The organism is Varunaivibrio sulfuroxidans (genome assembly GCF_029318635.1).
Taxonomy (GTDB): Bacteria; Pseudomonadota; Alphaproteobacteria; order Rhodospirillales; family Magnetovibrionaceae; genus Varunaivibrio; species Varunaivibrio sulfuroxidans.
The window spans coordinates 2,455,720-2,480,151 of record NZ_CP119676.1 but is presented as its reverse complement, the minus strand read 5'-3'; the positions used below and the strand labels follow the sequence as shown (position 1 = coordinate 2,480,151).

Sequence of the window (24,432 nt, the reverse complement as noted above, 5' to 3'; positions counted from 1 at the left end):
CCGCCGCGCGCCATGCTCACGATACGCCCGCGGCGCAAATATGTTCGCCTCTTGCACGCGGTTTTGCTTTGCCGCCCCGAAAAGCAGTGCTAATGCAAAGTGATGTTACGCGCGCACCTCATCACCCACCTGGGCTATGGCCCCTTCGATCTCGACGTTTCCCCGGGGGAACGCGTGGTTCTGATGGGGCCTTCCGGTATCGGCAAGTCTCTTTTGCTGCGCGCCATCGCCGATCTCGATCCCAACAGCGGCGAGGTCCACCTCGACAATGTTTCCAGGGAGACCCTCGACGCCCCCATTTGGCGGCGACGGGTAGGCTATCTGGCCGCCCAATCCGGCTGGTGGGAGCCGACCGTGGGCGCGCATTTCCCCACCGACACCCGGAGCGCGGCGAAAATCTTGTTCGAACAGCTCGGCCTTGAAACATCCGCCCTCAATTGGGATGTCGGGCGATTGTCAAGCGGCGAACGTCAACGCCTTGCCCTCGCGCGCCTGTTGGTGAACACCCCCGACGTCCTCCTGCTCGACGAGCCGACCTCCGGGCTTGACCATGGCGCGACGTTAAGGGTGGAGGCGGTTTTGAAGGCGTACGCCGCCGCTGGAAACGCCATCGTTTGCGTCACCCACGACAAAGCGCAGGCCCGGCGCTTCGCCACCCGAACATTGACCGTCGATCATCGCGGCCTGCGCGGCGGAACGAAGCAACATCCGCCTTCGGAGGCCCCGCAATGACCTCCGCCCCCTATATCGCATTGAGTTACGTCGATCTGGCGATAGCCTCGGGGCTGTTGGTTTTAGCCGGCGGATTGTCGGTTATCTTAAGGCTGAACATCGCGCGCAATCTGGCGATCGCCGCCATACGCGCCGCAGTGCAACTGACGCTGATCGGGATGGTTCTGAAAATCCTCTTCTCCCTGGTGTCGCCGTTGTGGACGACGGCGGCGGCATTGGTGATGATCTTGCTTGCCGGGCGGGAAATCGTCGCGCGTCAGCACCATAGATTTACCGGACCGTGGGCCTACGTCATCGGGACCTCGTCGATGATGACCGCAGCGACCATCGTCACGACCGTCGCCCTGCTCAGCGCCATCCGCCCCGACCCCTGGTTCGACCCCCGCTTCGCCCTGCCGCTGCTGGGCATGATCTTGGGCAACACCCTGAACGCCATCTCGATCGCCCTGGAACGCTTGCTTAGCACCGCCCTGCGCGAAAAAGACGCCATCGAGGCCCGCCTCACGCTGGGCCACAGCCGTTATCTCGCCTTGTCGGCCCTGGTCCGCGACGCGGCGCGCGCAGGCATGATGCCGATCGTCAACGCCATGTCGGCGGCGGGAATTATTTCACTGCCCGGCATGATGACCGGTCAAATTCTAGCCGGCGTCGATCCAGGCGAGGCGGTCAAGTATCAGATTTTAATCATGTTCCTGCTCGCCGGATCGACCAGCCTTGGAGTCTTGGGCGCCGTCGCCCTGGCGGTGCGCCGACTAAGCGACGGCCGCCACCGTCTACGCCTGGACCGGATGCGTTCGTCCCGGTAGCCCCCTTGCCATGCGCCTTGCGTAGGCTATATTTTTTTCGAACGATCCTCTGACACCCCGACGAAAAGGCCCATCCATGTCCGCGCCCCTTTATCAAATCGTATGCCCCGAGTGCACGCAGGCGAACCGCGTTCCGGCGGATAAGCCCGCCGCGATGGCCAAGTGCGGCGTTTGCGGCGCGAAACTCTATCGCGCCAAGCCGATCATGGTTTCCGGGGCAGACTTCAAAGTTCACATCGCCAAGACAAAAATTCCCGTCGTCGTCGATTTTTGGGCGGCGTGGTGCGGCCCCTGCAAAGCCATGGATCCGGTATTCAAGCAAGTCGCCGCCGAATTGGAGCCCGCCGTGCGCTTCCTCAAGGTCAACACCGACGAGGAACAAAAGCTTGCCGGTGATTACGCCATTCGCGGCATTCCAACCCTGATTCTGTTTAAAAACGGACGGGAAAACGCCCGTGTATCGGGGGCGATGGCCGCCGGCCCCCTGAAGGCGTGGATCGCGAAATCCACTTGATATTCCCTCGATTTGGGATGAGGATTGCGAATCTAAAACTCGAGTATTACGGGAGTATGCTCATCATGGCGCGGACATATACGGCCAACCTTCTTAAGATCGCTTTTCTCGTACCCCTGCTTGGCGTAATTCCTCTCAAAATGAACGCGGGAGGGGCGTCTCTTTTCTCCTCCAACATCGCCATGGCTGAAGATCAGGGAAATGGAAACAAAACGGAAGACGGTCAAAATGGCATGATGGATTCACAGTCCGATTGCGTGCAAGGCCAACCCTGTTCCGATTCAAACGGCGACGCCAAGGAAACGGACATGCCTAAGATGGATCAAGGCATGGGACAGGACATGGAACAAGACAATGAGATGGAGCACAAAAACGGCGGCATGAATGGCGACGGGGGAACCCCCGAGGACTAACCGCCCGGGAAACGGCCTTTCGCCCTACCTGGTTCCATCGTTTTCACGCCGGGGCGGGGCGTTGCCGCACAGGAACACAAGGTGTTTTCAGAAAATTTTCATGCTTTTAGAATGAAATTTCCGTGAAAATCGCCTAGTGGTTTGAGTTTAACATTTGAGTCCGATGCAATTGGACACAAATGTGTGAAGAAATCAACCTGCAACAAAAAGATAGATAGTGGTCGGCCCGATGGTTCGCGGGAGCGAAACGTCGGAGTCGATCCACTAGGTCGCCGACAATGAATCGGCCCCGAAATACCCCACGGCGAAACCAAAGTCGGCACAACGCCGCCTTCGTGATAAAGGCGGCGTTGTTTTTTTCTCGAAGGTCGCGCGCCTTTTTGATCTTATAACGCGGCGGCGCAATGGCGGGGGATGGGTTGCATCCCAGCGCCTCGAAAAATAAGGCCTTACACACACCCCGTCGGCTTGGGCAACCCGCCCCACTTGCAGATCAACTTCATAGGGCCCGTTTCAAAGGTATCGAACAGCTGTTTCTTGTCCACGCCCATGACTTTGGTGAATTTCCGAATCGGCGGCACCGTCGCGTTTTCCTCGAATATGCGGCGCGCCTCCAAGATATAATTCATGTGCTCTTGCGTCAGCTCACGGCCATCGTTCGCGGCGATTTGCTTCGCCACTTCCGGTGACCAGTCATCACGGTTGACAAGAAATCCTTCACCATCAACGTTTAATTCCATCATCGCCTCCATCTTCAGGGATTCTTTATCCCTGGCGTTATTGTCCGGGGTGTCCAAAATGCTTGCCCCCAGGGACAAACATCCACGTCATCACCCAACGGCCGTTCAATTAGCCGGCTCACACAAGCAAAAATCCCTCGCTGCGTCGCGGAGCGAACACCATCATCCCAACGGCGAGGGCAAGCTTCATCACTAAGGTGGCGATTTAACAGCACATTTGCAACTTAAAATTAAATAAATCTAATATACAATTTCATCTTATTATTTTTTATGGTTTTTTTGCTCCCATCCAAACGGATCTCATTTGGGAAAAACGTCCCTCCCACACACTCTCTCGCGAGAGCGCGCCCTTAGCCCTATAACGACGCGCGCCGCCGGCCCCATCGAGGAGATGCAAACCACGAGCGTGGGGCGGACGAAAAACTTAGCGCCGCCGCGCCCTGCTCCAAAAGGCCAACTTCCGCCATAGCGTATTCTTTTGCTTGATCTTTTTCTTATTTACCCGTGCCGACTTACCCACGGCGTTTTTCGAGGCCTGTGGCCTTCCCTCGGGGAGAACGTTGGGGTTGGTGTAAGCGTAAAAAATTCGAAAATCGCCCGCATCGTTGACCTTATAGTAAGCTATCTTTTTGATCCAACCGTGCGCCGAACAGCGAATGAAGGCGTCCGATTCAGCATCTTCGCGGGAAATGATCCTATCGCTGTACTCCACTTGACCATCTTCCAGGGCTTGCCCTTCGCGACATATATAGATCTCGGTTGTTGTCATGATTGTGACTCCCGTTTCACTGTCGGGATCGCACCCCCAAGGCCCCGACAAGACCTTCCACTTCCCAAATAGCGTTCCTCAGATGCCGACTCGCGCCCGCTTCCATTGGCGTCCACCGGTACGGCGCAAAATTCAATTTTTGCACTTTTTGCGATTATACACCAACCCGGACACATGCAATATAAACACCCGCTAAAAACAATTTAACTCATTGATAATAAAGAATTTTATATAAGATCGGCATATTCAGAATAGATTTATGTTCGGTTCAGGCTGTATTCATATTTAACATGTATATTATGTATATCTAATTTATAGCGCCTTCCGACGCTTTCCCTTCACTCCAACCCAAGGAAACCGAGATCATGAAAACCTCCCCAAAAAACGCCCTTGTCACCATCGCCATCCTCGCCGGCGCCGCGCCTCTTGCCGCCGTTCCGGCGTTGGCCAGCGACAATACCACCCTCGTCGGCGCCGCCTTGTCTGGGCAGAGCACCCTGATGCCCTCTTCCGAGCACGTGACTCACGCGCAATATTTTGCGCGAATCAGGCAGGGAGCCATCCACCCGAACGCTAAGTCCTTAAGCGCCATGGTGGCGAGCACCAGCACGTACCCCTCCTTAATGACCTCTAGCGAACACAAAGGACACGCGCACTATTTCTCCGAAATCGGCCTGAAAATCAGCAGACCTCAGCGCGGCTAGGTCTCGCCTCTCCGTGATTGGCGAGGGGTGGGGCGGATCAGAATGGGGACGCGCCCCGACCGTGGAAAGTTCCCCTTTGTGTCCAGCCTCGTTTACCCCCCGACTCACAAGCCGCCCGCCTTTGCGGGCGGCTTGTGAGTGTCCGTCCCCAACCGTATATAGAGGGATGATGGGCGCCAATAAGGGGCGTCCAAGAACGGTTCCTTAAAAAAATAATTTATTGCAATGCAGCAAAAAAATAAGGGGCATTTTATACGTTTTTATTATGTGCAATGTGTTTAATTATGCAAAATTTGCATATCATGCGCTCGAAGACATCTTTTTGCACCTTTGCCTTCCGCAACCTCAGAGTTATCGTTTCGGAGCGATATGGGCGTTTGGAATGACGCCGCCTTACCCCCGCCCGCGCCCCATCCCCAAGCCCCCACAGATCGAACTTCGCGTTATTCATCCCCATTTCACGCCGCATCGGGCCCGCTTGCGAAGGACTTCGCGATCAAACGGGGACACTTAAAATTGCGCATGACGGTTCTTCTTTTACTTTTTATTGATATGCGCATAACGCATAACGGAACTGCAACAAAGAGGCTGGCCCCTAAGGGTCAATTTACGTATAGTCCCTCTTGTCGATGTTGCATTGCAACATCACCCCTCGGGCGCAAGCCCGACACGGGCCTGTTCCCTTCCTCCTCCCTGGGGTTGAACGGGTCCGACGTCTCCTAGACGTGAAGCCTCCCTGTTAAACTCGCCGGGCATTCGTGCCCGGCCTTTTTTTTCTCCGCTCCGTACACCTCAATTTCCCCAGAGATGGCATGCCCGGCAGCCGTTCATGCCGATACACCCTACGCCATACTGCGCGGAAGCCCTTTACGGCAATCAATTCCAATGTCCTAATTTTTTTCTGGACATATTTCAGTTTTTTCTTATATTAGGACGTCTTGATATTGCCACGCAGCAATGAGGTGTTCCCGTCCTTCTCCCCCCCTTTGGACACGGACCCTCGTATCAGGATTTTTGCGTCTCCCAGACGTGAGACCTCCCTTTTGACTTCGCCGGGCCTTGGGCCCGGCTTTTTTTTAGGCCCGCCCCTGCTCCTGACAGGCCTCATCGGCCAAGCGTCCGACCAATTCCTGATGGTGGTCGAATTTCTGGCGCAATGTCCCCACGCCAACGGTTTGCGAACGCACGTCAACAATCAGATCGTCAAGGTTTGCCTGTGGGATATAGGCCTCGATTTCATCCCAACCGCTCCAGCTCTCACGCGCATTAAAACTGAGAATTTGCCCACGCCGGGCGCTAACGACGCGCTGCACGTTGGACGAATAACGACTGGGCGCGGCGATCACGACTCGGCAAATCGGCTCCAACAGAACCGGGTCGCAGGCGTTCAGGCCTTCGCGCAGAGCCAGCCCCGCCGCCTTGCGAAACGCCATGTCCGAGCTATCGACCTCGTGATGCTGCCCATCCACCAAAACCACAGACAAATCGACCACGGGAAAGCCCAATGGCCCCTTACGCAAGGCCTCGATAACGCCGTTTTCCACGGCGGGAATGTATTTTTTAGGCACACGACCTCCGCTGATCCGTTCGTCGAACGCGAACCCTCCACCACGGGGCAGGGGCGCGATTTCCACCGTGATATCACCGAACTCACCGTGCCCGCCGCTCTGTTTGCGGTGGCGGGCGTGTCGGGTAACGCTTTTGCGCACGGTTTCCTTATAGGGCACCCTGGGCCGCGTCGCCTCAATCTTGAGACCGAAACGATCGCCAAGCGTATCCAATGCAATCGCCAAATGGACGTCCCCTTGACCCTGAAGGAGCAATTCTCCCGTTGACGCCTCGGCGACGACCCGCAGCGCCGCGTCTTCGGCGCACAATAGGCCCAACGCCGCGGTCAATTTGACATCGTCCCCAGGATTGGCCGGGCGTAGCGCCAGGGCGTAGACCGGCTCCAATGGTGAAAGAGCGTCCGTCTGCGCCATGCCCCCCGAGGACGTCAAAATATCCCCGGTACGCGCCCCCTCAAGCCGACCCAATCCGACCACGTCGCCAACGACGGCCGGCCCGTCTTTCTTGAGCATTTTCGCGCCCATCACCGACCACACCCCGCTGATCCGATCCCCCCCTAAGCTCGCCCCGTCCAGGATTTCGCCGCGCCAGACCCGCGCCATCGACACCTTACCGCCTTGGCCGGAATGGACGGTTTTAAAAACCTGAACCAAGGGCGTGGCGTTCGCGGCTTCGGAAACATTCAAGCGCCGCGCCCGAACATCCGGTTCCGGCGTTTCGTGACGCAAGGCCTTTAGTAGGCGCTTGACCCCATGGTCGTGCTCGCCCGAACCAAAAAAAACCGGAACGACAACGTCCCGGGCCAAATCGCGCGCCAGATTATCGTAAATCTCCGCCGGAGACGGGGTGACGTCCTCCAGAAGTTCCGTCAGCAGGGCGTCGTCGAAGTCGGCCAGGGTTTCCAGCATTTCCTCGCGGGCGCTCTCCTCACGCGCCGCCACGATGGTGGGCATCGAGATCAAATCCGACGGCGCGCCGTCGCGCCATTTAAACGCGCGTTCGCTGACCAGATCGACGTAGCCGGCGACGGCGTCGCCCTGGCGAATCGGAATTTCACGCAGCACCGGCGGACGGACGCTGATATCCTGCACCGCCTCGAACATGGCCTTAATGCCGTTGTAGTTGTTATCGATCTTGTTGAAGAACAGGATATGCGGCAAGTCCATTTCGTCGAGCATGTGCAGGTACGGCGCCAACATCAGCGCTTTTTCAGGATCCGCCTCGGTGACGACAACGGCGATGTCGGCCACCCGCAAGGCGTCGCGTCCGGCCTGCACCAGTTCGATCGAACCCGGGCAGTCGATAAAGGTCCACGCGTCGCCGAGAAATACGCCCTGCGCGATATTCACTTCGGTGGACATCTGGCGCTTGCGCGCTTCGGCGAACGTGTCGCCGAGCGCCGTGCCGTCGCGCACCGACCCCTTACGGTGGACGATTCCCGCGCTATGCAACAAACTTTCCAAGAGGGTCGTCTTGCCGCTGAGGTAGGGGCCAATCAGAGCCGCGCAGCGGGGCGCACGAGACGTTTTGTCGCTCATGCCTGCCTCCTTTCCCTGCGTCCGGGCGGTCACGCACCACAGGGTCCGGCGCCCCGGACGTCACTTCAAGAGAACCGGCGGACCACGCGCCCGCCTTTCCCTGAAGCCTACGCCAGCGAGGGAGCGAATCCAAGGCTTTCGCCAAATAAAGAGGCTCCTTTGCGGCGCCTCTTTATTTTCATTTTCCGCGGAGAAAAATTATCCGTCGTCAGCGCAGTGCGGCGCAAGCCCGTTGGATGCGGGTGCATGCCTCGCGCAAGATATCCGTCGCAGTGGCGTAAGACACCCTGAAATGCGGCGACAAGCCAAACGCCGCCCCGTGCACTGCGGCGACGCCTTCGCTCTCGAGCAGATAGGTGACGAAATCTTCATCGCTTTCGATGACCTTTCCGTCCGCCGTTTTCTTGCCGATCACCCCGGCGCATGACGGATAAACGTAAAAAGCGCCCTCGGGCGTCGGGCACGACAGGCCCTCGGCGGCATTCAGCATCTCGACAACCAGATCGCGGCGTTCCTTGAACTGGGCGTTGTTGCGGGCGATAAAGTCATGGTCGCCGTCCAGCGCCGCAATTGCGGCGGCCTGGGAAATCGACGAAGTGTGCGTCGTCGATTGCGACTGGACCTTGTTCATCGCCTTGATCAACGCCACCGCGCCGGCGGCGTAGCCCAAGCGCCAACCGGTCATGCAATAGGCCTTGGAAACCCCGTTCAAGGTTAAGGTGCGGTCATACAAACGCGGTTCGACCTGGGCCGGCGTGACGAACTCGAAATCGTCATAAACGATGAACTCATAAATATCGTCGCTCATCACCCAAACCTGGGGATGGTCCAGCAGGACGGCGCATAGCGCCTTCATTTCGGCGCGCGAATAGGCGGCGCCGGTCGGGTTCGACGGCGAATTCAAGATCACCCACTTGGTCTTCGGCGTAATCGCCTTTTCCAGGACTTCAGGCGTTAGCTTAAACCCATCCTCAGCCGGACAATCGACAATTACCGGCGTCCCTTCGGCGAGCAACGTGATGTCCGGGTAGGATACCCAATAGGGGGCCGGAATAAGGACCTCGTCACCGGGGTTTAAGGTCGCCATCAAGGCGTTGTAGATGGTTTGCTTGCCGCCGCAACCCACACTGATCTGATCGGGCGTGTAATCGAGGTCGTTGTCGCGCTTGAGCTTGGCGCAAATCGCCCGGCGCAGTTCGATCGTTCCGGCGACCGGGGTGTACTTGGTCTGCCCCGCGTCGATCGCCGCCTTGGCCGCCTGCTTGATGTGGTCGGGCGTATCGAAATCCGGCTCGCCCGCACCCAGACCGATGACATCGCGACCGGCGGCCTTCAATTCGGCGGCCTTGGTGGAAACGGCAATGGTTGGAGACGGTTTGATACGGCTCAACCGCGAAGCTATAAACGCCATAATGGAAACCTACTGGGCTGGTGTTGACAGGACGACGGAAAGCTACTCTTTGAACGCAAGACGCGCAACAGCGAAGTGGCGCCCCGCGCGATCCGCTTTCCCGGGAATTTCAAAGACCTCGGAGCTTGGTGAACACCGCCCCGTAATGATACGGCCCGACATCGACGACTCCGTGCAGGGTAAATCCCTGGGGCAGGACGACGCCCACGGTCTGCTCGGGCGTCATGCGCAGTTCCCCTCGGGGGCCTCGCGGTTGGCCGAGGACCGGCGTTTCCTCGCGCTCTTTTTTATGCCAATTGACGATAATGAACGCCCCATCCGCCCCGAGCACCTCCCGGACGGCGCGCGCCAGCCCTCCCTTGTCCGGCACACCGTGAAAGGTGTTGGCCAAGAAAACCGCGTCAAGCGGCGCCTCGGCAATATCCTTTAAATCGCAGGCGTCCATCACCCGCCAATCGACCCAACCCGCGGCCCCACTTTTTTCGATCCGCAAGCGCGCCGCGTCCAAAAGATCGTCGTCGAGATCGGCGCCCCAGACGCGCCCCAGCGGCCCCACAACGGCGGCCAGCGCCGCCGTGAAGTGGCCGTCACCGCAACACAGGTCGAGGACGCGCATCCCCGATTCCACACCCAGGGCGCGCACCACGGCTTGCGGATCGGGCCACAGGGCGTTCCACCAATCGGCGTCGGGCATCGCCGTGGCGGGAAAAAAGGCCTTTACCGGTTCAAGTTCGTCGTCCATGGCCCACCATAGCACATCGCAGTACTGGCTATGGAGTCTTTGAAGCTTTATAAAAGGGCCATGAGCACCTCGATCATCCTGCCCGGCCCTTTCGCCGACGACGACACGCCCCGCCCCGAAGGGGGCAAGCCGTTCGAGTTGATCTCCGATTACCGCCCCGCGGGCGACCAACCCCAGGCGATCGCCGCGCTCGTCGAGGGGTTGCGCGAAAAAAATCACGATCAGGTCCTGCTCGGCGTCACCGGATCGGGCAAGACCTTCACCATCGCCCACACCATCGCCCAGGTGCAGCGCCCGACCCTGGTGCTCGCCCACAACAAAACCCTGGCGGCCCAGCTTTACGCCGAAATGAAAGCCTTCTTTCCACACAACGCCGTTGAGTATTTCGTCTCGTACTACGACTATTATCAGCCCGAGGCCTACGTTCCGCGCACCGACACCTACATCGAAAAAGACGCCTCGATCAACGAACAAATCGACCGCATGCGCCACAGCGCCACGCGCGCCCTGTTCGAGCGCGACGACGTCATCATCGTCGCCTCGGTGTCGTGCATTTACGGCATCGGTTCGGCGGAAACCTACGCCGACATGGTGGTCAAGCTAGAGCGCGGGATGCAGGTCGATCAGGACGCCCTGCTCGCCAGCCTGGTCGAACTGCAATACAAGCGCAACGACGTCGCCTTCGGGCGGGGCGCGTTCCGGGTGCGCGGCGATGTCGTCGAAATTTTCCCCTCCCATTACGAGGATCGGGCGTGGCGGGTCTCTCTGTTCGGCGACGATTTGGAGGCGATCTATGAAATCGACCCGCTGACCGGCGAAAAAAACGCCGATCTTGAAACCATCACGATTTATCCCAACAGCCACTACGTCACGCCGCGCCCGACCCTGATCCAGGCGATCCCCAAGATCAAGACCGAGTTAAAGGACCAACTCGACGCCTTCGTGCGCGAGGGTAAGCTGTTGGAGGCCCAACGCCTCCAGGAACGCACGACCTTCGACATGGAAATGCTGGAAACCACGGGGTTTTGCAGCGGCATCGAAAATTATTCGCGCTACCTGACCGGGCGCGCCCCCGGCGAGCCGCCGCCGACCCTGTTCGAATATCTGCCCGCCGGCGCGCTGATGGTGGTCGATGAAAGCCACGTCTCCGTGCCCCAAATCGGGGCCATGTACAAGGGCGATTTCAACCGCAAGACCACCTTATCCTCGTTCGGGTTTCGCCTGCCGTCGTGCGTCGATAACCGGCCGCTGAAGTTCGACGAGTGGGATCGGATGCGCCCCGACACCATTTTCGTCTCCGCCACGCCCGGTCCGTGGGAGCTGGAGCGCACGGCGGGCGTGATCATCGAACAAGTCGTCCGACCGACCGGTCTGTTGGATCCCGAATGCATCATCCGCCCGGTCGATACCCAGGTCGATGACCTGCTCGGCGAGGCCAAGGCCGCCGCCGCCGCCGGGCAGCGCGTGCTGGTCACCACCTTGACCAAAAAAATGGCCGAGGACCTAAGCGAGTATATGCACGAGCACGGCATTCGCGTGCGCTACATGCATTCGGACATCGACACGTTGGAGCGCATCGAGATCATCCGCGATTTGCGCCTGGGGGCGTTTGACGTGTTGATCGGCATCAACCTGCTGCGCGAGGGATTGGATATTCCCGAATGCGCGCTGGTCGCCATCCTCGACGCCGACAAGGAAGGCTTCCTGCGTTCGCGCACATCCCTGGTGCAAACCATCGGGCGCGCGGCGCGCCATGTCGAGGGACGGGTCATCTTGTACGCCGACCGGATCACCGACAGCCTCAAGTACGCCCTCGACGAGACCGCCCGTCGGCGCGAGAAGCAAACCGCCTACAATCTGGAGCACGGCATCACCCCGGCGAGCATTAAAAAAACCATCGCCGACGCTCTGGGTTCGGTCTATGAGCAGGACTACGTCACCGTCGATACCGGAGTTTCCGGCGACGCCCACCGGGTCGGCAAAAGCCTGCGCGGCCATATCGAGGATCTGGACAAACGCATGCGCCAGGCCGCCGCCGACCTCGAATTCGAAGAAGCCGCCCGCCTACGCGACGAAATCCGCCGCCTCGAAGCCCACGAACTGGGCCTCGATCGGGCCGGCGTCGCGCCCAGGGCGGCGCGCGCGGGCGGCGTCGGGGCGGGCAAGGGAAAAAGTGCGAAAGGGCGCGCCGGAACAAAAAAAGGCGGCGGCGGACGCTAAACTCAAGAAGCCGCCCCTCAACCACGCGCCATCGTTGATTTTCATTACGTTTTATCGTTCAATTTCGTGTGTCGCGCGCCCCCATCGCGGCGGTGCGTCCGATAATACTTTTTGGAGAATTTCTCATGCGATACTTTTTCGTCCCCATTCTGTTTTTTGCCGTGATGCTCTCGCTACTTCCCCTCGATACGGCCCGTGCAGGCTATAAGGAAGCTCTCGATGCCGCGCAAAAGGGGGATTGGAAAATCGCCGTAGAAGAATGGCGTCCCCTCGCCGAAAAAGGTATGGCCGAGGCCCAGTTTAATCTGGCCCAGGCGTATTACAGCGGAAATGGCGTCCCGCGGGACCTTGCGAAAAGCATCCTGTGGTTTCGCCGCGCCGCCAAGCAGGGGAACGCGGCGTCCCAGTACAATCTTGGCATTCTATACGATACCGGCCAAGGCGCGCCCCGGGACATCAAGGAAGCCGCCAAATGGTACCGGCTCGCAGCCAACCAAAATTACATCGACGCCCAGTACGCCATGGGCACGATGTATGAGGCGGGTGAAGGGGTGAACAAGGATATCGCAGAGGCTCAAAAATGGTATCTACGCGCCGCGCGCCACGGTTCCATGAAGGCGCAGTTTGCCTTAGGCAAGATATCGCTCGGCGGCGAAGGCGCGCCTCAGGACATCCCGGATGCGGTGAAGTGGTTCACGCTCGCCGCCAAGCAAGGCGATGCGACAGCCCAACGCCTCTTGGGCATGTTTTTTGAGAACGGCGTAGGCGTCTCCAAGAATGTGAAAACGGCGGCGAAGTGGTATCTGGCCGCCGCCAAGCAAGGCGAGGCCGACGCCCAGTACGCCCTCGGCAAGATGTACGCCTCGGGAGAAGCGGGAAAACAGGACAACAAGCAGGCGTATATGTGGTTCATGCTGGCGTTCTCGCAGGGCGTCAAGGAAGCAGCGAAGGATCTGAACGCGATGACGGAAAAAATGCTCCCGACCGAAATCGACAAGGCCACCACGCTCGCCATTTTATGCGTAAAAAAGGGCTTTAAAAGCTGTTCGGACTAGGGTCAGGACCTATTCATCTGATGCGTCTGGTTTGTGAAAAATGTCACAAGTCTAGGAGAAGACTTGCCGGAAGTGCCGTTCACTTTCAAAAGTCTTCGACGACGTCCTTGGGGCATTTTTCACAAATCCCTGCGGGACGGGATGAATTTAAGCGCGGATGTCGTTTGAAAATCCTTGCAATGAGGGCCATTGCGGCGGCTTCTCCGCCTAACCCACACTTAAATTCATCTCCGCCAGACGCTTCAGATGAATAGGTCCTGACCCTAAATCGCGCATCCAAAGTGTGAAACACGAGATGACGCTGAAACGGCAACGGAACGCCAGGGAAAACCCGCGGAGGGAGTGACGTCCCCGGTCAAGAGCTTTGGCGCCGCGTTTCTTTGCCGTGGATGATGTCGCGCATATTTGCCCCTCTGCGGTGTTACAAGGACCTGAAAACCGATCCGGTTTCCTGCGTCCTTGCGTCTTGCGGGTGAACAAATTCGTTCATACCATTACCGTATCTTAATCGAGTGCAGGGCCTAGTGGATCGACTCCGACGTTTCGCTCCCGCGAACCATCGGGCCGACCACTATCTATCTTTTTGTTGCAGTTTGATTTCTTCACACATTTGTGTCCAATTGCATCGGACTCAAATGTTAAACTCAAACCACTAGGCTTAGGGTAAAGCCGCCCATAAGATCACACGCAAAAAGAGAATAGGGCAACGACCTCAATCGAATCATACATACCCGCCACGCAAAGATCAAAACACACGCCATTCGAGACCGCCCCGTTCGGGACTGAAGACCCCGGAAAAGACTGCATTCACACCCCCACGCCCTCATTTTTTCCAAAATACCCCATTCCCCATCAAGCAAGAATGAGTGCGCCTTCCCGAGCCCCTTTTTCATTTTCGTTTTGTTTTTACGACCGTATTTATGGTCAGAAATATGACAACTTTGCATTGCTTTTGTGTATAATTTATGACCATATTTTTTTAATGGTTTTAATGTTTAAAGACGATAGGGGGGACGCATATGTTCATTCAATGGGATGATGGATATCTGGTTGGCCATACACTCATTGATTTTGACCATCAAATGCTTATCAACATCACCAACGAGTTGTTCAGCCGTGTCGATAACGGCTTTACCCAAGAAGAAATTTCACAAACGATTTCATGCCTGAACGATTACGTAAATCGCCACTTCGAGCGTGAGGAAAGTCTGTTCATCGACAGTGAGTACCCCGACACGCAAGAACACATCAAAACCCACAGAGAAATTTCAAAAACGGTCGCCAATATTTCCGCATTGTACAAGCAAGACCCGAACGCCATCAATATTCATGAGGTCCTGGAATTCCTGCGCGATTGGCTGACAAAGCACATTTTACGCGCCGACCAGCAGTACGCCCCCTACATCGGCGTCACCGTACCCTCGCGGCGGGGCGCGTCTTGCCAGGCGCACAAACATGCCTCATGAAGGACCCTTCACGATGGCGGCGCTCTTTTCTCTCAGGAAAATTTCCTCAAACGTATTCAAGGCCGAACCTGACCGGCGGCGAGGCTGCGGCTTATGACCCGGGAGCCGGGGAAGGTGACCGTATCCCTCTCCCCCATAGGATAGGGCGTGACTCCTCTCCGAGCGACCCCGAACGGCCCCCGAGCAACCATCCTTGCGTCGGCGCGAGGGCGTCGCGGCGCCCATGAACGAGCGATCAGTGGGTATGAACGACGCTTTCCATCGCTTCGAGCATCGCTTCCAAGGTTTCGATGCCGGTTTCGGCGCTGGCTTTTTCGGCGGCGTCGGCCGCATCTTCGCGGGCCTTGTTGGCTGCCTTAAGACGCTCTTCGACGTCCGCGCGGTTGATGTCGGCGATGGCGATCGCCTCTTCCGCCAGAAGCGTGCAGCGCACCGCCGTCACCTCGACAAAGCCGCCGGCGACGAAAATTCGCTCGGCGACCTTGCCGTCATCGTGAATATCGACGACACCCGGACGAACCGTGGCGATCAACGGCGTGTGCCCAGGCAGCACGCCGATATCGCCCTCGGCGCAGGGCACGACGACCATATCGACCGGCTGTGATTTCAACAGCTTTTGTGGCGAGACCAATTCAAATTCGACCGTTTCGGCCATTGACATAGCTCCTACCCGCCCGGCGATTATGCCGCTTCGGCGGCCATTTTTTTCGCCCGCTCAAGGGCTTCGTCCATCGAACCGACCATATAGAACGCCGCCTCGGGCAGGTGATCGTAATCACCATCGACGATTCCCTTAAAGCCCTTAACGGTGTCTTCCAGGCTAACCAAGGTGCCCGGCGTATTGGTGAACACCTCGGCGACGTGGAACGGCTGGCTGAAGAAGCGCTGAATTTTGCGTGCCCGCGAGACCACCAATTTGTCTTCCTCGGACAGTTCGTCCATGCCCAAGATGGCGATGATGTCTTGCAGGGATTTATAGGTCTGCAAAATCCGCTGAACGCTTGTCGCGACGTTATAGTGCTCCTCGCCAACCACCCTGGGGTCGAGAATGCGCGATGTCGAATCGAGCGGATCGACCGCCGGATAAATGCCCAATTCCGCGATCTGACGCGACAGAACCGTGGTCGCGTCGAGGTGGGCGAACGAGGTCGCCGGCGCCGGGTCGGTCAAATCGTCGGCGGGCACGTAAATCGCCTGGACCGAGGTGATCGAACCCTTCTTGGTCGAGGTGATGCGTTCCTGCATCATACCCATGTCGGTGGACAGGGTCGGCTGGTAGCCCACCGCCGAGGGAATACGCCCAAGCAGCGCCGAAACCTCGGAACCGGCCTGGGTAAAACGGAAGATGTTATCGACGAAGAACAGCACGTCCTGGCCTTCTTGGTCGCGAAAATATTCCGCCTGGGTCAGACCGGACAGAGCGACGCGCGCGCGCGCCCCCGGCGGCTCGTTCATCTGGCCGTAAACCAGGGCGGCCTTGGAGCCTTCGCCGTCGAGTTTGATAACGCCCGATTCGATCATTTCATGGTACAGGTCGTTGCCTTCGCGGGTGCGTTCGCCGACGCCGGCGAACACCGAATAACCGCCGTGCGCCTTGGCGATATTGTTGATCAATTCCATGATCAACACTGTCTTGCCGACGCCCGCGCCGCCGAACAAGCCGATCTTACCGCCCTTGGCGTACGGTGCGATCAGATCGACAACCTTGATCCCGGTGACCAGCATTTCGGTTTCGGTGGATTGTTCGACGAACGGCGGCGCCGGGGCATGGATCGGGGCCTTCATCTTGGTGACGATCGGGCCACGTTCATCCACAGGCTCGCCGATCACGTTCATGATCCGCCCCAAGGTTTCGGGACCGACGGGAACCTGGATGGCGGAGCCCGTGTCGATCACCTGAGCGCCGCGCTGAACGCCGTCCGTGGAGTCCATGGCGATCGTGCGCACGACGTTTCCGCCGAGGTGCGCCGCCACCTCCAGAACCAAGGTCTTGTCGCCGTTCTCGGTGTGCAAGGCACTGAGAATTTCGGGAAGACTATCGGGAAACCGCACGTCAACGACGGCGCCCATGACCTGCGTAATTGTACCCATATTTTTATTCGCCATCGCTTGATGCTCCTTAACGCGTTTCGGCGTCGATAGTCGTCACAGCGCTTCCGCGCCGGAGATGATTTCGATCAGTTCCTTGGTGATATAGGCCTGACGGGTGCGGTTGAAGGTCAACGTCAGACCATCGATCATATCGCTGGCGTTACGCGACGCGCTGTCCATCGCCGTCATCCGTGAGCCGTGCTCGGAAGCTGAATTTTCAAGCAGAGCCTGAAAAAACTGTACGGCGAGATTGCGCGGCAAGAGGGCGTCCAGGATTTCGCTCTCGTCGGGTTCATATAAATAACTTGCGACGGGGCCGTTGTCTTTCGCGTGCGCATCGGCGGCATCGTCACCCGGCATGAAAGGGATCAATTGCTGACGGGTGACGACCTGGGTCATCGCCGATTGAAACCGGTTGAAAACAACGTGACAGACATCGAAGTCGCCATTTTCAAACATGACCGTCACCTTCTGGGCGAGGGAGTCGGCTTCTTCATAAGTCACGCCTTTTTTGCCGATCTCGCCCAGGGTTTCGACAATATCGTCGCCGAAGTCCCGTTTCAGCATGCCGCGTCCCTTGGTTCCGACACACAACAGCTTGACGTCTTTCCCCGCCCCCTTGAGCTCTGCAATCATACGCCGCGCATCGCGAACGATGGTGGCGTTAAACCCGCCGCACAGGCCCCGGTTGGATGTGCACACCACGATCAAGTGGGTCTGATCGCGCCCGGATCCCGACAACAATGCCGGGCCGCCATCGACGCCCTTAAACGACGACGCCAAGGAACCCAGCATTCGATCCATGCGCAGGGAGTAGGCGCGCGCGGCCTCGGCGGCTTCCTGGGCGCGGCGCAACTTGGCCGCCGCGACCATTTTCATGGCCGACGTGATCTTACGCGTCGATTTGACGCTATTGATGCGGACTTTGAGGTCCTTCAAACTCGGCATCAGGCCTGTCCCGTCTGCTGGTTTCTATTCAATTCAAGGCTCGACGGCAAGATTAGGCGAAGGTCTTGACGAAATCGTCGAGAAGCGCCTTCAGCTTGCTTTCCGTTTCCTCGCTCAACGTCTTTTCTTCGCGGATCGCCTGCAGGATGTCCTCGCCTTTCGTGCGCACTTCGCCAAGGTAGGCGTGCTCGAAGCGATTGACATCGTTCACGGCGATACCGTCGAGATAGCCTTTGACGCCGGCGAAAATCGACACCACCTGCTCTTCGACCGGCAGTGGCGTATACTGAGGCTGCTTTAACAGCTCGGTCAGGCGCGCGCCGCGGGCGAGCAATTTCTGAGTCGCGGGATCGAGATCGGAGGCGAACTGCGCAAACGCCGCCATCTCGCGATATTGCGCCAGTTCCAACTTGATCGACCCGGCGACTTGCTTCATCGCCTTGATCTGAGCCGACGAACCGACGCGAGAAACCGACAAGCCGACATTCACGGCGGGTCGAATGCCCTTGTAGAACAACTCGGCCTCAAGGAAAATTTGGCCGTCGGTGATGGAGATCACGTTGGTCGGGATATACGCCGAAACGTCACCGGCCTGGGTCTCGATCACCGGCAATGCGGTCAGCGACCCCGCACCAAGATCGTCGTTCATCTTCGCGGCGCGCTCCAACAGGCGCGAATGCAAGTAGAAAACGTCACCCGGATAAGCCTCGCGTCCCGGAGGCCGGCGCAGCAACAAGGACATCTGACGGTAGGCCACCGCCTGTTTCGACAGATCGTCGTAAAAAATGACCGCGTGCATGGCGTTATCGCGGAAAAACTCGCCAATGGCGCAACCGGTATATGGCGCCAAGAACTGCATCGGCGCGGGGTCGGACGCGGTCGCGGCGACGACGACGGAATACGCCATCGCGCCGTTTTCTTCCAGCGTCTTGACCAATTGCGCCACGGTCGAACGCTTTTGTCCGACGGCGACATAGATGCAAAACAACTTTTCACCGTCATTTTCGGCGGCGTCGTTGGTGACCTTTTGGTTGATGATGGTGTCGATGATCACCGCCGTCTTGCCGGTTTGACGATCGCCGATAATTAATTCGCGCTGACCACGCCCAACGGGGATCAGGGAATCGATCGCCTTAATCCCGGTCTGCATCGGCTCGTGCACCGATTTACGCGGAATAATACCAGGCGCCTTGACCTCGACCCGGGTGCGCACGACATCTTCAAGCGGTCCCTTGCCGTCAATCGGATTGCCCAGCGCATCGACGACGCGCCCCAACAACCCCTTGCCGACGGGAACGTCAACGATGGATCCCGTGCGCTTGACGGTATCGCCTTCCTTGATTCCGGTTTCCCCGCCGAAGACGACGATACCGACGTTGTCTTCTTCGAGGTTCAGCGCCATCCCCTTGATGCCGCCGGGGAATTCGACCATTTCACCGGCCTGGACGTTATCCAACCCGTAAACGCGGGCGATACCGTCGCCGACGGAAAGAACCTGACCGACCTCGGCGACTTCCGTCTCGGTTCCGAAATTGGCGATTTGATCTTTGATGATTGCGGAAATTTCCGCGGCCCGGATATCCATTAACCCACACCTTTCATGGAGAGGCGCATTTGCTGCAACTTGGTACGAAGGGACGTATCGACCATACGCGATCCGATCTTCACGATCAAACCGCCTAACAGGTCGCCATCCACATGGGATTGAACGGAGACGTCGGCCCCCGTCACTTTCTTCAACGCGCCGGCGATCGCCTGGCGCTGTTTATCGCTGAGTTCCTTGGCGGAGGTCACGAGCGCACGCACCTCACCGCGGCTTTCCGACAACTGGGAAAGAAACGCGCGCGCCGCGGCGGCGAGAATGGCGAGACGCCGATTTTCGACAACGATGATCACGAAACGGCGGACCAAATCGTCGGCCCCCGCCTTTTCGAGCAACGCCGAGATCGCGGAACGCTGATCGGCGCGAGCGATAACCGGCGATGAAATCAGTCGGCGCAGGTCGGCGCTATCGTCGATCATCGCCAACAACGAACGCATATCGTCCGCGACGGCATCCAGCTTTTCGGCCTGTTTCGCCAAATCGAACAAAGCGGCCGCGTATCGAGCCGCCAAACCGGTAGCGCCTGTGGTTTCGGATGACACCTGGGATGATCCCCGACTTAATTAATGACTTCGCAAAACGTAACAGGGAACTTCCCCCGCACCCCCGCGATACCGTGTACGCCGGGTTATTTCCCCCGCCGTGAAAGCGGGCATTATCTAGCACACAAGACACCCCCTGGCAACCCGACACGTGAGCAGACGCAAAATGCTAATAAATATTAATACATCAATATGTTATAGTGTGTTCGCATATAAGGGAATTGCCATAAAAAGCCGTTCTTTTAATTTATCCAACGTCAACGCCGCCAAAACGCGACGACGGTAAAGATACCGTATGGGTGAATGCCGTTCTTTTGAGTCTCCAAAGACGCGTGTCGCCACGTCGGCGGACTTAAAAAAAGCTCATCGGATCGACATCGATTTGCACCCGCACGCCCGCCATGGCGGGCGCGCTTCGCAACCAGGCGGCGACAACCGTCTGCACGCGAACCTCCTTGCGCGCCTTAAGCAAAAGACGCCGGCGATGTCGCCCCCGTAAAAACGCCATCGGCGCGGGCGCCGGACCAAGCACCTGAATGGTCTTGCTCGATGGCGCCGATCGCGCCAGGCGCTGAGCCATGGCGTCCACCGTTCGTGCGTCGCGGCCCGAAACGATCAGCGCCACCAGTCGCCCGTAAGGCGGCATGTGGGTCGCCCTACGGCCATCTTTCTCGGCGGACAGGAAGGCCGCGCGGTCACCGTTCACCAAAGCCGTCATGACCGGATGATCGGGCAGGTATGTCTGCATCAAGACCCGCCCCGCCCGCGCCGCCCGTCCGGCGCGACCGGAAACCTGACTGAGCAACTGGTAGGTTCTTTCTCCGGCACGCAAATCGCCGCCCATCAGCCCGACATCCCCATCAATCACCCCCACCAGCGTCAACAACGCAAAGTGATACCCCTTGGCGACGACCTGGGTGCCGATGACGATATCCACCGCATGGTCTTCAATGCGGCGCACTAAATCGAAAGCGGCCTGGGGCCCGGTCAAGGTATCGCTGCTGGCCAAGGCGATGCGCGCGTCGGGAAAGATTTCGCGAGCTTCTTCGGCGAGACGTTCGACCCCCGGCCCGCAGGCCACCATGGTGTCTTCATCGTCACAGGCCGGGCACCGGACGGGACGCGCCATTGAAAAACCGCAGTGATGACACAACAGGCGCTTACGGCTGCGATGTTCGACCAGCCACGCACTACACCCCGGGCACTGCATTCGGTGTCCACATGTTCGACACAGGGTTAGCGGCGCATATCCCCGACGGTTCAAAAACAACAAAGCCTGCTCGCCCGCAGCCAAGGTACGCGCGACGGCCTCGCGCAATTCGGTAGATATCCATTTTTGAGCGCCGGGGCGTTCTTTCCTCATGTCGATCAGGCCGACATCGGGCAGCAGTGCGTCGCCATGACGCGTCGGCAGCGCGATTTGTTCGTAGCGCCCGGACTCTATATTGACCAGCGTTTCCAACGATGGCGTCGCCGAAACCGGAATCACGGGAAAGCCGCCGATCCGTCCACGCACCACGGCCATGTCGCGGGCGTGGTAAATGACCCCTTCTTCCTGTTTGAAAGCGCTGTCGTGCTCTTCATCGATAACGATCAACCCCAGATCGCAGAACGGCAGGAACAGCGCCGAACGCGCGCCGACCACCACCCGCGCCCGCCCATCGGCCACGGCGCGCCAGGTTTCCCGACGCCGGGCGGCGCTCAGATCCGAATGCCACTGCGCCGGCGCGGCGGCGAATCGCGCCTCGAAACGCCTCAGCCATTGGGCGCCCAAAGCGATCTCGGGCAGCAGCACCAGAACCTGACGTCCCCGACGCAGCGCGGCGGCGATCGCCTCGAAGTAGACTTCCGTCTTCCCCGATCCGGTAACCCCATCCACGACCACAACCGAAAACGCGTCCGCCGCCGTCCGCTCGGCCAGGACATCGGCGCCCCGGCGCTGGTCCGGGTTCAGCGCCGGGGCGGGCCGATCCGGATCGGGAACCGCGAAGGTCCGTTCGGGAACGGGGGCGGCGTATCCACGCACGATCCCCGCCTGAACAAGTCCGCGCAGCACCGACGCCGAGCAGCCGGCCTCGTGGGAAATATCGGCGGCGCGCATTGCCGGAGCATCGTCTAAAAGAGCGATAATACGCCGGCGCGCCGGGCTCAAGCGCGGCGCTTCCGGCCAACGACTTCGCGCGTTAAGAACATAAACAAGGCTTTCCCTCGGCGGCTCCAGCGCCTCGGGGACGCTGAGCGCCATTTTCAACACCGCGCCCAAGGGCGATAGCGTGTAGGCGGCGACCCATTCGAGAAACCGGCGCTGTTCGCCGGGCATCGCCGGCGTCGGCATGATGGCCGCGACGTCCTTCACTTTTTCCTCGGCGACGTCCCCCGTAGCCGTCCCCCAGACGACCCCGACGAGACGGCGTTTCCCAAACGGCGCCTTGACGAAATCGCCGACGGACAACGTCATCCCCGCGGCGACCCGGTAGTCGTAGCCCGCACCGACCGGCAGCGCGAGCACGACGCGCACCCGCGCCCCGGCGCAAAAAGATCCCGCGGGTTTCGGTGGCGCGGGTATCGTCGAACTGGCGGATGAATCCATCATGACGTACACTTTACCCGCATCCGCCCATTGTCGTGAAAGGACTTTCAAGGCGACGGGGGCAAATTGGGGCTTTATTTCACTACGGAGGAACTATGAACGGTGAACGTGAAGGACAGGCGGGCGTGGATCGAGGCGAATCCATCACCGAGGACGACGTCCTCGCCTACTTGCGTAAACATCCTCATTTTTTATCCGCCTATCCGGAACTTTTGGTCAGCGCCGACATCAAAGCACGCTGGGGCGACGGCGGAGGGGGCGTCGTCGATATGCAGCAGGTCCTGTTGTCGCGCCTGCGCGAGGAAATCGAAAATCTGTCCTCGTGCGCTCAAGACGTTATCGAAACCAGCCGCACCAACATGTCCCACCAGGCGCGCACGCATACCGCCGCCCTCTCGCTGCTCGGCGCCGACGACCTGGAGCAATTGGCGCGCACCATCGCCGAGGATCTGCCGCTCATCTTGAACGTCGATGCCGCGACCATCGGCTTCGAGCTTCATCCGAACGACGCCGAACGTCCCTTATCACCACTTTTTCTGACTTCCGGAATTGGGCGTTTCGGGGCTGGTTATGGCGATGAAACCTTGGGCGGGGGAACAAGCGCCCGCTTGATCAGCGACATCAGCGACAACGGCGCCCTCTTTGGTCCGGCGTCCACCTTGGTCCGCTCGGCGGGGGTGGCGCGGCTCAATGCGGGCGCGCACACGCCGCCCGGCATACTCGCCCTGGGTTCACGTAGCGTCGGCGCATTTTATCCCGGTCAAGGCACCGAACTTCTGGGCTTTTTGGCGCGTATCGTCGAACGTAAATGCGAACAAATACTCCGCCAGGCGGCCTGAGCGCGATGATTTAGCCTAATAAACCCCGCGGGATATCACAAGGTACGGGTAAGATCATGATATACAACGCCGAACCCGCTCTCGTGCAAGCCATCGCCGGATGGCGAGGATGGCTCGCCGACGAGAGACGGGCGTCGCCCCACACCCTGGATGCCTACCAACGCGATATCGCGGCATTTTTGACGTTTCTTACCGAACATCTAGGATATCAACCCGGCGTTGGAGACTTGGCGCGGCTCAAGAGTTCGGATTTTCGCAGTTGGCTCGCAGGGCGGGCGATGCGCGGCCTGTCGCGCACTTCGACGGCGCGGGCGCTATCCACGGTGCGCGGTTTTTTCCGCCATCTGGAAAAAACCGGTCTCGGCGCCAACGCCGCGCTGAAAACCATACGCACCCCCAAGATCCCAAAATCGATTCCCAAGGCCCTGTCCGAGGACGAGGCCTTGGAATCGCTGGACGCGGTTGGCGATCTCGCCGACCTTCCATGGGTCGCCAAACGCGACACCGCCCTGCTGACTCTTCTTTACGGCTGTGGCCTGCGCTTGGGAGAGGCGTTGGCGCTCAACCGCGACCAAGCGCCGCGCGGGGACAGCATGATGATCCGCGGCAAAGGCGGCAAAGACCGTTTGGTCCCCATTTTGCCCGCCGTCGAGACGGCCGTCGCCGCCTACATCGCCGCCTGCCCCTGGCGTGGGGATAATGCGAGCGACCAAAGCCCCCTGTTTCTCGGCGTGCGTGGCAAGCGGCTCAACCCCGCGGTGGCGCAACGGCGGATGCGTGAACTGCGCGCTTATTTAGGTCTCGCCGATAGCGCCACCCCGCATGCCCTACGCCATAGCTTCGCCACACACCTACTTGCCGGCGGCGGCGATCTGCGCACCATTCAGGAATTGCTCGGCCATGCGTCCTTATCATCGACCCAGCGCTACACTAGTGTTGACGCCACCCGGATCAGCACCGTCTATCACGCCGCCCATCCCCGGGCGCGCAAACGGCGCGAGACCCGCGACGTTTGACGCCCCCCCGCGACATATCCCGGCCCCGAATACGAGACACCCCGAACACGAGACAAAAGAGCGTGAAAAAATCACATCCATTGCGGGTGTGGGCGCATTGTACTACCCCTTAGGGGTATCTGTC

The 24,432-nt window shown here is 59.1% G+C and carries 21 protein-coding genes; 10 read left to right on the top strand and 11 right to left on the bottom strand.

Annotated features, from left to right (window positions below):
- Positions 1-102: 102 nt before the first annotated feature.
- From P3M64_RS11655 to P3M64_RS11640, 4 genes are all read left to right on the top strand, one after another.
- Positions 103-732 (top strand): ABC transporter ATP-binding protein, encoded by a 630-nt coding sequence (locus P3M64_RS11655; protein ID WP_132938545.1) that lies wholly within the window; start codon positions 103-105, stop codon positions 730-732.
- The gene (locus tag P3M64_RS11650) at positions 729-1,538 is read left to right on the top strand and encodes an ABC transporter permease (RefSeq protein ID WP_132938546.1); all 810 of its coding nucleotides are present in this window, start codon (positions 729-731) and stop codon (positions 1,536-1,538) included. Before P3M64_RS11655 ends, P3M64_RS11650 begins: the two co-directional genes overlap by 4 nt.
- Before the next feature lie 76 nt (positions 1,539-1,614).
- Positions 1,615-2,052 carry a thioredoxin TrxC gene (trxC, locus tag P3M64_RS11645; RefSeq protein WP_132938547.1) on the top strand — a complete coding sequence of 146 codons (438 nt, stop codon included), beginning with the start codon at positions 1,615-1,617 and terminating at the stop codon, positions 2,050-2,052.
- Between the two features lie 65 nt (positions 2,053-2,117).
- The gene (locus tag P3M64_RS11640) at positions 2,118-2,465 is read left to right on the top strand and encodes a hypothetical protein (RefSeq protein ID WP_132938548.1); all 348 of its coding nucleotides are present in this window, start codon (positions 2,118-2,120) and stop codon (positions 2,463-2,465) included.
- A 449-nt stretch (positions 2,466-2,914) separates the two neighbouring features.
- Here P3M64_RS11640 and P3M64_RS11635 read toward each other — a convergent pair whose 3' ends face one another.
- Entirely contained in the window at positions 2,915-3,262 is a 348-nt protein-coding gene (locus tag P3M64_RS11635) for a TusE/DsrC/DsvC family sulfur relay protein (RefSeq protein WP_207893123.1), read from the bottom strand.
- 367 nt (positions 3,263-3,629) lie between these two features.
- Positions 3,630-3,974, bottom strand: coding sequence for a hypothetical protein (locus P3M64_RS11630; protein ID WP_132938549.1), 345 nt, complete (start codon positions 3,972-3,974; stop codon positions 3,630-3,632).
- Positions 3,975-4,339: 365 nt separating this feature from the next.
- On the opposite strand from P3M64_RS11630, the gene P3M64_RS11625 reads away from it, so the two are divergent.
- Positions 4,340-4,678: a hypothetical protein gene (locus tag P3M64_RS11625; protein ID WP_132938550.1), complete on the top strand. Its 339-nt coding sequence runs from the start codon at positions 4,340-4,342 to the stop codon at positions 4,676-4,678.
- A 1,076-nt stretch (positions 4,679-5,754) separates the two neighbouring features.
- Here P3M64_RS11625 and P3M64_RS11620 read toward each other — a convergent pair.
- From P3M64_RS11620 to P3M64_RS11610, 3 genes are all read right to left on the bottom strand, one after another.
- Positions 5,755-7,785: an elongation factor G gene (locus tag P3M64_RS11620; protein WP_132938551.1), complete on the bottom strand. Its 2,031-nt coding sequence runs from the start codon at positions 7,783-7,785 to the stop codon at positions 5,755-5,757.
- A gap of 208 nt (positions 7,786-7,993) precedes the next feature.
- A complete protein-coding gene (locus P3M64_RS11615; protein WP_132938552.1) occupies positions 7,994-9,196 on the bottom strand; it encodes a pyridoxal phosphate-dependent aminotransferase in 1,203 nt (400 codons plus the stop codon).
- A 109-nt stretch (positions 9,197-9,305) separates the two neighbouring features.
- Positions 9,306-9,938, bottom strand: coding sequence for a class I SAM-dependent methyltransferase (locus tag P3M64_RS11610; protein ID WP_207893124.1), 633 nt, complete (start codon positions 9,936-9,938; stop codon positions 9,306-9,308).
- A 60-nt stretch (positions 9,939-9,998) separates the two neighbouring features.
- On the opposite strand from P3M64_RS11610, the gene uvrB reads away from it, so the two are divergent.
- From uvrB to P3M64_RS11595, 3 genes are all read left to right on the top strand, one after another.
- Positions 9,999-12,158, top strand: coding sequence for an excinuclease ABC subunit UvrB (uvrB, locus tag P3M64_RS11605; protein WP_132938553.1), 2,160 nt, complete (start codon positions 9,999-10,001; stop codon positions 12,156-12,158).
- A gap of 125 nt (positions 12,159-12,283) precedes the next feature.
- Positions 12,284-13,213 (top strand): tetratricopeptide repeat protein, encoded by a 930-nt coding sequence (locus P3M64_RS11600; protein ID WP_132938554.1) that lies wholly within the window; start codon positions 12,284-12,286, stop codon positions 13,211-13,213.
- Positions 13,214-14,295: 1,082 nt separating this feature from the next.
- Entirely contained in the window at positions 14,296-14,679 is a 384-nt protein-coding gene (locus P3M64_RS11595; RefSeq protein WP_243644735.1) for a bacteriohemerythrin, read from the top strand.
- Positions 14,680-14,914: 235 nt separating this feature from the next.
- Here the strand turns inward: P3M64_RS11595 and atpC are convergent, their stop codons facing one another.
- The 6 genes from atpC to P3M64_RS11565 form a co-directional block, all read right to left on the bottom strand.
- Positions 14,915-15,334 carry an ATP synthase F1 subunit epsilon gene (gene atpC, locus P3M64_RS11590; RefSeq protein WP_132938556.1) on the bottom strand — a complete coding sequence of 140 codons (420 nt, stop codon included), beginning with the start codon at positions 15,332-15,334 and terminating at the stop codon, positions 14,915-14,917.
- 26 nt (positions 15,335-15,360) lie between these two features.
- On the bottom strand, positions 15,361-16,785 hold the full coding sequence (gene atpD / locus P3M64_RS11585) for a F0F1 ATP synthase subunit beta (protein ID WP_132938557.1): 1,425 nt from the start codon (positions 16,783-16,785) through the stop codon (positions 15,361-15,363).
- 39 nt (positions 16,786-16,824) lie between these two features.
- Complete coding sequence (locus P3M64_RS11580) at positions 16,825-17,718, bottom strand: F0F1 ATP synthase subunit gamma (protein WP_132938558.1); 894 nt, start codon at positions 17,716-17,718, stop codon at positions 16,825-16,827.
- 52 nt (positions 17,719-17,770) lie between these two features.
- Positions 17,771-19,303, bottom strand: coding sequence for a F0F1 ATP synthase subunit alpha (gene atpA, locus P3M64_RS11575; RefSeq protein ID WP_132938559.1), 1,533 nt, complete (start codon positions 19,301-19,303; stop codon positions 17,771-17,773).
- Positions 19,303-19,863, bottom strand: a complete 561-nt coding sequence (locus P3M64_RS11570) for a F0F1 ATP synthase subunit delta (protein WP_132938560.1) — start codon at positions 19,861-19,863, stop codon at positions 19,303-19,305. Before P3M64_RS11570 ends, atpA begins: the two co-directional genes overlap by 1 nt.
- A 352-nt stretch (positions 19,864-20,215) precedes the next feature.
- Positions 20,216-22,456 (bottom strand): primosomal protein N', encoded by a 2,241-nt coding sequence (locus tag P3M64_RS11565; protein WP_322111136.1) that lies wholly within the window; start codon positions 22,454-22,456, stop codon positions 20,216-20,218.
- 92 nt (positions 22,457-22,548) lie between these two features.
- On the opposite strand from P3M64_RS11565, the gene P3M64_RS11560 reads away from it, so the two are divergent.
- Together P3M64_RS11560 and P3M64_RS11555 are read left to right on the top strand one after the other, a co-directional pair.
- On the top strand, positions 22,549-23,292 hold the full coding sequence (locus P3M64_RS11560; RefSeq protein ID WP_132938561.1) for a DUF484 family protein: 744 nt from the start codon (positions 22,549-22,551) through the stop codon (positions 23,290-23,292).
- Between the two features lie 56 nt (positions 23,293-23,348).
- Positions 23,349-24,308 (top strand): tyrosine recombinase XerC, encoded by a 960-nt coding sequence (locus P3M64_RS11555; RefSeq protein WP_132938562.1) that lies wholly within the window; start codon positions 23,349-23,351, stop codon positions 24,306-24,308.
- Positions 24,309-24,432: the final 124 nt, after the last annotated feature.